General features: G+C 62.6%; 5 protein-coding genes. 3 read left to right on the top strand and 2 right to left on the bottom strand.

Translation table 11 applies throughout. The features are described from left to right. Window positions 1-24 precede the first annotated feature (24 nt). Entirely contained in the window at window positions 25-2,283 is a 2,259-nt protein-coding gene (locus C8E02_RS01665) for an arginine/lysine/ornithine decarboxylase (protein ID WP_120809399.1), read from the bottom strand. Window positions 2,284-2,820: 537 nt separating this feature from the next. Next, window positions 2,821-4,302: a phospholipase D-like domain-containing protein gene (locus C8E02_RS01660; RefSeq protein ID WP_245961035.1), complete on the bottom strand. Its 1,482-nt coding sequence runs from the start codon at window positions 4,300-4,302 to the stop codon at window positions 2,821-2,823. Window positions 4,303-4,556: 254 nt separating this feature from the next. On the opposite strand from C8E02_RS01660, the gene gltB reads away from it, so the two are divergent. The 3 genes from gltB (at window position 4,557) to C8E02_RS01645 (ending at window position 11,818) form a co-directional block, all read left to right on the top strand. Continuing rightward, window positions 4,557-9,002, top strand: a complete 4,446-nt coding sequence (gene gltB / locus C8E02_RS01655; protein WP_120809398.1) for a glutamate synthase large subunit — start codon at window positions 4,557-4,559, stop codon at window positions 9,000-9,002. A gap of 80 nt (window positions 9,003-9,082) precedes the next feature. Then, window positions 9,083-10,498 (top strand): FAD-dependent oxidoreductase, encoded by a 1,416-nt coding sequence (locus C8E02_RS01650; protein ID WP_120809425.1) that lies wholly within the window; start codon window positions 9,083-9,085, stop codon window positions 10,496-10,498. 171 nt (window positions 10,499-10,669) lie between these two features. Then, window positions 10,670-11,818 carry an MraY family glycosyltransferase gene (locus tag C8E02_RS01645; RefSeq protein ID WP_053068186.1) on the top strand — a complete coding sequence of 383 codons (1,149 nt, stop codon included), beginning with the start codon at window positions 10,670-10,672 and terminating at the stop codon, window positions 11,816-11,818. The last annotated feature ends 453 nt before the right edge of the window (window positions 11,819-12,271 follow it).

Raw genomic sequence — 12,271 nt, 5'->3', positions numbered from 1 at the left:
CGCATCGTTTGCCCGTGCTCGGGATCAGGCCTTCACGCAATCCACGAAGTAGGTCTTCTTGCCGTCACGGACTTCGGCGATCAGGCCGTGCACGTCGGTCTCGAAGCCGGGGAAGCCGCGGTTGAACTGCTCGGTGAAGCGCAGATAGTCGACGATGGTCTTGTTGAACACTTCGCCCGGAATCAGCAGCGGGATGCCCGGCGGGTATGGGGTCAGCAGTACCGCGGTGATGCGACCTTCCAGCTGGTCCACCGGCACGCGCTCCACTTCGCGGTGCGCCATCTTGGCAAACGCGTCCGACGGCTTCATGCCCGGCACCATTTCCGACAGGTAGATCTCTGTGGTCAGCCGCGCCACGTTGTGCTCGTGGTAGGCGCGGTGGATCTTCAGGCACAGGTCCTTGAGGCCGACGCGCTCGTACTCCGGATGCTTGGCGATGAAGTCCGGCATGCAGCGCCACAGCGGCTGGTTCTTGTCGAAGTCATCCTTGAACTGTTGCAGCGCCGCCAGCAGCGTGTTCCAGCGGCCCTTGGTGATGCCGATGGTGAACATGATGAAGAAGCTGTACAGGCCGGTCTTTTCCACCACCACGCCGTGTTCGGCCAGGTATTTGGTCACCATCGAGGCCGGGATGCCCAGCTCTTCGAAGCTGCCGTCCACGTTCAGGCCCGGGGTCAGGATGGTGGCCTTGATCGGGTCCAGCAGGTTGAAGCCGTCCTCGATGCCGGCAAAGCCGTGCCAGGTTTCGCCGGTTTTCAGTTCCCAGTCCTGCGGGTCGCAGATGCCGTCTTCCGACAGCTTTTCCGGGCCCCACACGCGGAACCACCAGTCCTCGCCGTACTCCTCGTCCACCTTGCGCATCGAGCGGCGGAATTCCAGCGCTTCGGCCAGCGATTCTTCCACCAGCGCCTGGCCGCCCGGCTGTTCCATCATCGCCGCCGCCACGTCGCAGCTGGCGATGATCGCGTACTGCGGGCTGGTGGAGGTGTGCATCAGGTAGGCTTCGTTGAAGCTGTGGGTATCCAGCTGGCGGTTCTGCGGGTCCTGCACCAGGATCTGCGACGCCTGCGAGATGCCGGCCAGCAGCTTGTGCGTGGATTGCGTCGAGAAGATCATCGACTCCTTGCAGCGCGGACGGCCCTCGCCGATAGCGTGGAAGTCGCCGTAGAAGTCGTGGAAGCTGGCGTGCGGCAGCCACGCTTCGTCGAAGTGCAGGGTGTCGACCTCACCGTCCAGAATGCCCTTGATCTCCTCGACGTTGTACATGATGCCGTCGTAGGTGGACTGGGTGATGGTCAGGATGCGCGGCTTGGCGTTCGGGTTCTTGGCCAGTGCCTCGCGGGCGAACGGGTTGGCCGCGATCTTGGCGCGGATCGCGTCCAGTGAGAATTCCGCCTTCGGGATCGGGCCGATGATGCCGTAGTGGTTGCGCGTCGGCATCAGGAACACCGGAATGGCGCCGGTCATCATGATCGCGTGCAGGTTGGACTTGTGGCAGTTGCGGTCGACCAGCACGATGTCGCCGGCGGCGACGGTGCTGTGCCACACGATCTTGTTCGAGGTCGAGGTGCCGTTGGTGACGAAGAAGCAGTGGTCGGAGCTGAAAATGCGCGCCGCATTGCGTTCCGACGCCGCGACCGGGCCGGTGTGGTCCAGCAGCTGGCCGAGTTCTTCTACCGCGTTGCACACGTCGGCGCGCAGCATGTTTTCGCCGAAGAACTGGTGGAACATCTGGCCGACCGGCGACTTCAGGAAGGCCACGCCGCCGGAGTGGCCGGGGCAGTGCCAGGAGTAGGAACCATCCTGCGCGTAGTTGACCAGCGCGCGGAAGAACGGCGGCGCCAGGGTGTCGAGGTAGCTCTTGGCCTCGCGGATGATGTGGCGCGCCACGAATTCCGGGGTGTCCTCGTGCATGTGGATGAAACCATGCAGCTCGCGCAGGATGTCGTTGGGGATGTGGCGCGCGGTGCGCGTCTCGCCGTACAGGTACACCGGGATGTCCGGGTTGCGGCGGCGGATCTCGGCGACAAAACCGTACAGGCCGCCCAGTGCCGAGGTGGCATCTTCGTCGGTCTGGAATTCCTCGTCGTCGATCGACAGGATGAAGCCGGCGGCGCGGCTTTGCTGCTGCGCGAACGAAGTCAGGTCGCCGTAGCTGGTGTAGCCGATCACGTCCATGCCTTCGGCCTGGATGGCGTTGGCCAGCTCGCGGATGCCGGAGCCGCTGGTGTTCTCGCTACGGAAATCTTCGTCGATGATGACGATCGGGAAGTGAAAACGCATACCTGAGTCCTTGTTGCGGTTAACTCGGACACTGCCGTGATGCGCAAGGCGGCTGCAGACGAAGGCTTGGGTCCCCTGCTGCGGGCAGGGAAGATCCCGGGCACCTGTAACGCCTGTTACGGCCTTCGCGGCATGGCCGGAAGTGTCACTCGGTGCGCGTTGGGGCACAGTTCTGTACGTACGACGTGATGCCGCCGCCCTGGATGGCTGGCCTTGAGGCGCGTGGTTTTTCCGTCTTGCCCTCCCGATGGAAATCGGGCGCAAGGCCGGAGCAAAGGGGCGCTTTGCACCGCGGTCCGCACTGGGCAAAGCCTTGCTTTGCCTTCACGTCTGCCGGCTTAGGGTGTTGTCGTCCGGGTGGCCCTGCAAGGTTGGCCGCAACGGAAAACACCTTCGAATAACCCAAGAAAGCGCGCATTGTAGCGGCAATGGCGGCACAGATGTTGCACAGCAGTATCGTGCGCCCGCCGTTGCTGTCATTTCGCGGTAATACTGCGCCGGGCAAGGCTGGCCGGGGCGCGGCGGATGGTCGCAAAATCAAGGCTTAACATCATCGTCCGGCGGCGGCTTGTCCGGCCTGGCGGGCGCGGCGGGGTGTTGTTTTTTTTGCCAGCGCCGGCGGTACAGCGTGGCGGCGCGCAGCAGCACCGAGATGCCGGCAAAACCGAGCAGCAGCGCCAGCGGTAGCGCCGCCAGCCACGGAAACAGCAGCACGAGCAGGGTCAGGCCAAGCAGGGTCAGCGCGATGCTGAGGAAGGAGGCGGCCTCGCTCTGCTCCACGTTGCGGGTGCCACGCACCGCGGCGCCGACGGCATCGCCGATGCGCAGCGCCTGGCGCGCGGCGGCGGCGGCACCGACCACCGCCTGCTGTCGCACCGGCAGCCGGCGGCGCTCGCCGCGCGCGTGTTTCAGCGCCGGGCGCAGGTGCTGACCGCTGAGCACGATCTCGGTGGCGTTGTCCAGGTCGTGCAGGAAGCGGGTTTCCATCTGCCGCGCCAGCGCCTCGTCCTCGATCGCCAGGTCCAGCTCGCGGTTGGCCAGCCAGCTGGAGACATTGAGATTGGTGGAGCCGATGCGCGCCCAGCGGCTGTCGGCGACCGCGGTCTTGGCGTGGATCATGGTGCCGTCCCACTCGAACACCCGCACTCCGGCGCTGAGCAGCGGCCGGTACAGCGTGCGTGACACGGTGGCGATCCAGCCGATGTCACTGGAGCGCGGCACCAGCAGCCGCACGTCGACGCCGTCGCGCGCCGCCTGCTGCAAGGCGGTGAGATAGGTGCTGGTGCCCATGAAGTAGGCATCGGTCAGCCACAGCCGCCGCCGCGCAAAGCCGGCGATCAGCAGATCCAGCCGCATCAGGTTGGCGGTGGCCGGGGTGGTGGCGATCAGCCGCGCGGCGACCTCGCCATGGCTGCTGCGGTCGGTGGCGACAGGCGGCAGCGCGCCGTCGCCGGCGTGCAGCCAGCTGTCGGCGAAGGCGGCGACGGCATCGTCCAGCAGCGGCCCCCGCAGCCGCAGCCCGGTATCGCGCCAGTCGTTCCAGCGCGAGCTGGCGCACAGCCCGCCGATGAAGGCGGTGTGGCCGTCGACCACGATCAGCTTGCGGTGGTCGCGGCCCAGCAGGCGGAAGCCCTTGCCGAACGACGGCGGCTGCCACACCCGTACCTCGGCGCCGGCCTGCAGCAGCGGTTTGAAAAAGCCGCGGTAGTGTTCGCGCCAGCTACCCAGCCAGTCGTAGAGCAGGTACACCCTGACGCCTTGCCGTGCCTTGTCCTGCAGCGCGCTGCGCAGCTGGCGGCCGAAATCGTCGTCGGCGAACAGGTACATTTCGACCAGGATGCAGTGTTCGGCGCGAGCGATGGCGTCCAGCCAGGCGGCAAAGTTGGCCGCGGCGTCGAACAGCAGCTCGACACGGTTGCCGGCCACCAGCGGGGCGCCGGCCGAGCGCGCCAGCGCCTGCTCCGCCAGCTGGCGGAACAGGCTGGGCGTCGGGGCGGGACGGCCGTCGCGCATGCTCATCGCTTATCCTGTTTTGTATACATTACACAGTAGTTTGTAGGGTGTCAGACGTGGCTTTGTCTGGTCGTGTTTTTGAATGTTGATGTCTCTTAAACATAAACTTTTGTGGTGTTTGTGTTGTATTTTTTTTGCATAAAAACGACTCAAGTTGTTGATTTTATGTCGATAATGCGTCGCACAAAAAGCGGTTGCAGGTCAGCTATCTTGACCTTAGAATCAATCCATTCGCTACACATTATAATCAGGGACCTAGAATGGACAGACAGCGTTGGTTGGAGGGCACCTTATACAGCCCCGACTTCGAACAAGACAGCTGTGGTTTCGGCTTGATCGCGCAATTGGACGACAAGCCGTCACACTGGCTGGTGAACACCGCCATTTCCTCGCTGGCCAAGCTGACGCACCGCGGTGCTGTCGCCGCCGACGGCAAATCCGGTGACGGCTGTGGCCTGCTGTTTCGCAAGCCGGACGGCTTCCTGCGCGAAGTGGCCGCCGAAGCCGGCATCACCCTCAAGGCAGTGTACGCCGCCGGCCTGGTGTTTGCGCACCCGCAAGAGGGCGAGCGCAGCCGCAACCGGCTGAAGGAGTATCTGGAGCAGCAGGGGCTGGAAGTGGCGGGCTTCCGCGTGGTGCCGATCGACCTCGCCGCCTGTGGCGAGCAGGCGCTGGCGTCGTTGCCAAGCTTCTACCAGGTATTCGTCAACTGTCCGTTCGGCATGGACGAGCTGTCGTTCCAGCGCCGCCTGTACATGGGCCGCCGCCAGGCGGAAAAGGCCAACAAGGCCGACGACCCGTACTTCTACCTGCCGACGCTGTCGCCGCACACGCTGTCGTACAAGGGGCTGGTGACGCCGGACAACCTGCACAAGTTCTACCTCGACCTGTCCGACCCGCGTTTCGAGTCCAGCCTGGCGGTATTCCACCAGCGCTTCTCCACCAATACCTGGCCGCAATGGAAGCTGGCGCAGCCGTTCCGCTTCCTCGCCCACAACGGCGAGATCAACACCGTGCAGGGCAACCGCCACTGGGCGCGCGCGCGCGAGCGCATCATGTCCTCGCCGCACATCGACATGGACGCCATCCGCCCGATCGTGCAGACCGACGGCTCGGACTCGATGTCGCTGGACAATATGCTGGAAGGCCTGCTGATGGGGGGCATTCCGCTGTTCCGCGCACTGCGCCTGCTGGTGCCGCCGGCATGGCAGAACGTCGATTCCACCGACAAGGACCTGCGCGCGTTCTACGAATTCAACTCCATGCACATGGAGCCGTGGGACGGCCCGGCCGGTATCGTGCTGACCGATGGTCGCTACGCCGGTTGCATGCTGGACCGTAACGGCCTGCGCCCGGCGCGCTGGGTGCTGACCAAGGACAATATCCTCACCATCGCCTCCGAAGTCGGCGTCTGGGACTACAAGCCGGAAGACGTGGTGAAGAAGGGCCGCGTGAAGCCGGGGCAGTTGTTCGCCGCCGACCTGCAGACCGGCGAGATCCTGTATCCGGAAGACATCGACGCGCAGCTGAAATCCGCCAAGCCGTACCGGCAGTGGATCAAGGACGCCGGTTCGCGTCTGGAACTGTCGATCGAGGACGACGCCGGCCTGGAAGCGTGGCCGAAAGAGCAGCTGCTGACCTACCAGAAACTGTTCAACATCAGTTTTGAGGAGCGTGACCAGATCCTGCGCGTGCTGGCCGAGGAAGGTCAGGAGGCGGTCGGTTCGATGGGTGACGACACCCCGATGGCGGTGCTGAGCCAGAAGGTGCGCTCGCCGTTTGATTACCTGCGCCAGCAGTTCGCGCAGGTGACCAACCCGCCGATCGACCCGATCCGCGAAGCGATCGTGATGTCGCTGAACACTGTGTTCGGCCCCGAGCGCAATATGTTCGAGGAAACCGCCGAGCACGCCAAGCGGCTGGAAGTGCGCAGCCCGGTGCTGTCGCGCGAGAAATTCCTGCGCATCACCACCCGTCCGGAAGCCTACCTGAAGGCCACCACCTTCGACCTGTGCTACGACCCGGCCGAAGGCAATCTGGAGCAGGCGATCCGCAAGCTGTGCGCCCACGTGGTGGAGGCGGTACAGGAGGGCACCGTGATCGTGGTGCTGTCCGACCGCACCATTGCGGCCAACCGTCTGCCTATCCACGCACTGTTCGCCACCGGTGCCGTGCACCACGCGCTGATCGATGCCGGTCTGCGTTGCAAGTCCAACATCCTCCTGGAAACCGGTACCGTGCGCGACCCGCACCAGATGGCCGCGCTGATCGGCTACGGCGCCACCGCGGTGTACCCGTACCTCGCCTACCAGAGCATTGTCGATCTGGTGGCCACCGGTGACGTCAACCTGCGCATCAACGAAGCGCTGCAGCACTACCGCAAGGGCATCAACAAGGGCCTGATGAAGGTGCTGTCCAAGATGGGCATCTCCACCATCGCCAGCTACCGCGGTGCGCAGCTGTTCGAAGGTATCGGCCTGCACGAAGACGTGGTGGCGCTGTGCCTGAAGGGCACCGTGTCGCGCATCTCCGGCGCCAACTTCGACGACTTCGAGGACGACCAGCAGAAGCTGTCCAAGCTGGCCTTCAACCCGATGCGGGCGGTGACGCAGGGCGGCCTGCTCAAGTACGTGCACGGCGAGGAGTACCACGCCTACAACCCGGACGTGGTGATGACGCTGCAGAAGGCGGTGCAGAACACCGACTACGACGCGTACAAGCAGTATGCCGAGCTGGTCAACAACCGTCCGGTGGCGATGTTCCGCGACCTGATGACGCTGAACTTCGACGGCATCACCCCGATCTCCATCGACGAGGTGGAACCGGTGGAAAGCATTCTCAAGCGTTTCGACTCCGCCGGCATGTCGCTGGGCGCGCTGTCGCCGGAAGCGCACGAGGCGATGGCCACCGCGATGAACCGCCTCGGCGGTCGTTCCAACTCCGGCGAGGGCGGCGAAGACCCGTCGCGTTACGGCACCGAGAAGATGTCCAAGATCAAGCAGGTGGCGTCCGGCCGTTTCGGCGTCACCCCGCACTACCTGGTCAACGCCGAAGTGCTGCAGATCAAGGTGGCACAGGGCGCCAAGCCGGGCGAGGGCGGCCAGCTGCCGGGTGACAAGGTATCGCCACTGATCGCCAAGCTGCGCTGCTCCAAGCCGGGCATCTCGCTGATCTCGCCGCCGCCGCACCACGACATCTATTCCATCGAGGACCTGGCGCAGCTGATTTTCGACCTGAAGCAGGTCAACCCGACCGCGCTGGTGTCGGTGAAACTGGTCGCCGAACCGGGCGTGGGCACCATCGCCGCTGGCGTGGCCAAGGCCTACGCCGACCTGATCACCATCTCCGGTTACGACGGCGGTACCGGTGCCAGCCCGCTGGCGTCGGTGAAGTACGCCGGCAGCCCGTGGGAGCTGGGCCTGACCGAGGCACAGCAGGTGCTGCGCGCCAACGGCCTGCGTGGTCGGGTGCGGGTGCAGACCGACGGTGGCCTGAAGACCGGCCTCGACGTGATCAAGGCCGCGATCATGGGCGCCGAGAGCTTCGGCTTCGGTACCGGCCCGATGGTGGCGCTGGGCTGCAAGTTCCTGCGCATCTGCCACCTGAACAACTGCGCCACCGGCGTGGCGACGCAGGAAGTGAAGCTGCGCTCGAAGTACTTCATCGGCCTGCCGGAAATGGTGATGAACTACTTCCTGTTCATCGCCCAGGAAACCCGCGAGTGGATGGCCAAGCTCGGCGCCCGCAACATGGAGGAGCTGATCGGCCGCATGGAGCTGCTCAACCTCGAGGCCGGCGTCACCGACAAGCAGCACAAGCTGAACCTGGCGCCGCTGCTGTCGCAGGGCACGGTACCGGATGACGTGCCGCGCTTCTGCGTCACCGACTCCAACCCGTCGTTCGACAAGGGCGAGCTGGCGGAACAGATCCTCAAGGATGCGCTGCCGGCGATCCACAACAAGCAGATGCTGGAACTGCGTTACGACATCGAGAACATCCACCGCTCCATCGGCGCGCGCCTGTCCGGCGAGATCGCCCGCGTGCACGGTGCCGCCGGCCTGCCGTTCGGCTGCCTGAAGGTGAAGTTCAGCGGTTCCGCCGGCCAGAGCTTCGGCGTGTGGAACGCGTCGGGCCTGCACCTGGAGCTGGAAGGCGATGCCAACGACTACGTCGGCAAGGGCATGGCCGGTGGCCGGGTGGTGATCTACCCGCCGAAGGACGCCGCCTACAAGCCGGACGAGTCCATCATCATCGGTAACACCTGCCTGTACGGCGCCACCGGTGGCCAGCTGTTCGCGGCCGGCGTCGCCGGCGAGCGCTTCGGGGTGCGCAACTCCGGCGCGCTGGCGGTGATCGAGGGCGCCGGTGACCACTGCTGCGAGTACATGACCGGCGGCAGCGTCATCGTGCTGGGCGAGACCGGCTACAACTTCGGTGCCGGCATGACCGGTGGCTTCGCCTTCGTGTTTGACCGTGCCGAGAAGTTTGCCTACCGCTACAACAACGAGCTGGTCGACATCAACCTGATCAACGGCGAGGCGATGGGCATGTACCGCGCCTACCTGCTGGAGAAGATCGCCAAGCACGTCGAGCTGACCGGTTCCGAAACCGGGCGCGCGATGCTGGAGAACTTCGACGACTACGTCGACTACTTCTGGCTGGTGAAACCGAAGGCGGCCAAGCTCGACAGCCTGCTGAAAGACTAAGCGACGGGCGGCCTGTCCGCCCCTGGACAAGAAAGAAACGCCTTGCGGCCAACGTTGGCCGCAAGGACGGAGGAATGATCATGGGTGACGTTTTCCAGTTCATGAAGCTCTCGCGCAACCCCGGCGACAAAGTCGAAGCCGCGGTGCGCAAGATCGAATTCAAAGAGATTTACACCCCGCTGCACAGCGTGGATGCCGGTGACCAGGCCGGGCGTTGCCTGTCCTGTGGCAACCCGTACTGCGAATGGGAATGCCCGGTGCACAACTACATCCCCAACTGGCTGAAGCTGGTGAAGGAGGGCAAGCTGTTCGAGGCGGCCGAGATGTCGCACAAGACCAACAGCCTGCCGGAAATCTGCGGTCGCGTTTGCCCGCAGGACCGGCTGTGCGAAGGCGCCTGCACCCTGGAGCAGGGCGGCTTCGGCGCTGTCACCATCGGCAGCGTGGAGAAGTACATCACCGACGAGGCGTTCAAGGCCGGCTGGCGTCCGGACATGTCCAAGGTGATCTGGACCGACAAGAAGGTGGCCATCATCGGCGCCGGCCCGGCCGGCCTCGCCTGCGCAGACGTGCTGGTGCGCAACGGCGTCAAGCCGGTGGTGTTCGACCGCTACGAGGAAATCGGCGGCCTGATCACCTTCGGCATCCCCGAGTTCAAGCTGGAAAAGAGCGTGATCAAGACTCGCCGCCTGATCATGGAAGAGATGGGCGTCACCTTCCGTCTCAACACCGAGATCGGCGTGCAGGTCACCATCGACGAGCTGCTGGAAGAGTATGACGCGGTGTTCATGGGCATGGGCGCCTACAAGTTCATGAAGGGCGGCTTCGACGGTGAATACCTGCCCGGCGTGCTGGAAGCGCTGCCGTTCCTGATCAACAACGTGCGCCACAGCATGGGCACCCTGCCGGAAGGCGAGGCGCACCTGTCGATGCAGGGCAAGCGCGTGGTGGTACTGGGTGGCGGCGACACCGCGATGGACTGCAACCGCACCGCCATCCGCCAGGGCGCCAAGAGCGTGATCTGCGCCTACCGCCGCGACGAAGCCAACATGCCAGGCTCCAAGCGCGAAGTCGGCAATGCGAAGGAAGAGGGTGTCGAGTTCCTGTGGAACCGCCAGCCGCTGGGCATCGGCGAGGGCGCCGACGGCAGCCTGCGCCTGCACCTGGCAGAGACCCGGCTGGGCGCGCCGGACGAGAAAGGCCGTCGTGCCGCCGAGGTGGTCGAAGGCTCGGAGCAGGTCATCGAGTGCGATCACGTCGTGATCGCGTTCGGTTTCCAGACCAAGGCGGCAGACTGGTTCGGCCACACCGGCATTAAGACTGATAAGCGCGGCCGCACCGTGGCACCGGAGCAGCAAGCCTTCAAACACCAGACCAGCAACCCGAAAATTTTCGCCGGCGGCGACCAGGTGCGTGGCGCCGATCTGGTGGTACGGGCAGTGTTCGAAGGGCGTCAGGCGGCGGAAGGGATGCTGAGCTATTTGCAGGTGTGGTAAGTTCAGCGAACTCAGGTAAACGGCACTTGCCTTGGCAAGTGCCGTTTTTTATTGCACCAATGTCAGTTTGGCGGATATTTATCCTGTAAGCGTTCCGATACAATGCCGTACATAAAGCTGCTTTTAACGATCAAGCGTGCTGCTTGAACCATGTAGGTACCTTCTAAAAACATGTTGTTATCGATTTTTATTGTAGCGCTGCTTACCAGCCTGGCTGGCTGTATCGCGCTGATTCATACCCAGCATCTGCATGCACGGCTAAGCATGGATAGCAGTAACGGTGTGCAGAAATTCCACGCGAATCCAACACCTCGCATCGGCGGGCTACCGGTCTTCCTAGGGATGGTGGTGGCGGCGCTGGTATCGCAGTTTGCCCATGACCACGTCGGCAAGTTGTTTGGTGGGTTATTACTGGCCGGGCTACCCGTATTCCTGGCTGGTCTGGCAGAGGATTTGACCAAGCGGGTTTCCCCGCTATGGCGACTGCTGGCTGCATTCGCCTCTGCTGGGTTGGCCGCGTGGCTCAGTGGCAGCATCCTGCCCAAACTGGGGATACCTGGGGTGGATTATGTCTTGCAGGCATTCCCCACAGTTGCGATCCTGTTTACCGTGTTTGCGGTGGGAGGTGTATGTCATTCCATCAATATTATTGATGGCTACAACGGGCTGATGGGGGGAGTCGCACTTTTTGCCTTGGCGGCATTCGGCTATACCGCACTTGCAGTTGGCGACCTTGAATTGCTGGTACTTTGCTTGGCAGGGGCAGGGGCAATCTTCGGATTTCTGGTTTGGAACTATCCACGTGGATTGATCTTTGCAGGGGATGCCGGAGCTTATTTCATCGGCTTCTTACTGGCGCAAATCGCGGTTTTGCTGGTAAGCCGACACCCGGATGCTGTGTCACCTTGGTTTCCGTTGCAGATTTTGATTTATCCGGTTCTGGAAACATTATTTTCAATCTACCGGCGCAAGAAAAGAAATGTACCGGCAGGATTACCTGATAGCTTGCATTTCCATCAAATAGTTTACAAGCGTCTTGTTCGTTGGATGGTGGGTAGTCAGGAAGCCAAGCATCTTACACAAAGAAACAGTAAAACTACACCGTATTTGTGGGGCGTTGCCCTATTTTCGATTATGCCTGCACTACTGTTTTGGAAAATACAGTGGATGCTGCAGTTATGTGCAGTTATATTTGTTTTTGTTTATATATGGGCATACCGACAGCTAGTTACGTTTCGGTCTCCAAGAGTTCTGCTATTGCACAAGGCTTACCTAGGTTTGAATGGAAAGTCGCGTAAGATACTGAATAAAAATTCGTAACAGGACTGTCCCAAGGGTAATTGACAAATACCATTGTCATTTCGGGGTGCGTTCAAAGGCTTTGGGACTGATGCCAGCTAGGTTATAAGGCTCCTCAAGGCCGAAGTCGTCAAAGAGACGCTGGAAAAAAGGGGGGCTGGAAAAAGTGTGACGCCATCTCGACTGCGGGAGATGGCACAATGGGCGCTAGACCGGCATCGCCTATCGCTCCGGCAGGCCTGCTTGGTGTTTGGCATCAGCGAAGCCTGCGATCGTTATCCGCCACGACAGTCGGACAAGAACACAGAGATTGCGGATCACCTGCTGCGCCTGACCCGCAATCAATGCAACTGGGGCCTAGGCCTGTACTTTTCAGTATTGATCTGCACCCCTTAGGTCTTACCAATCAAAAGTAGAGAGAAGTCCGTCACTGAAGGAGAATGACGGACATGAAGAAGAGCAGATTCACAGAAG

This window comes from Vogesella indigofera, assembly GCF_003633895.1.
GTDB lineage: Bacteria > Pseudomonadota > Gammaproteobacteria > Burkholderiales > Chromobacteriaceae > Vogesella > Vogesella indigofera.
Note: the sequence above shows the minus strand (reverse complement) of the source record. Positions and strands in the feature narration are given on the sequence as shown.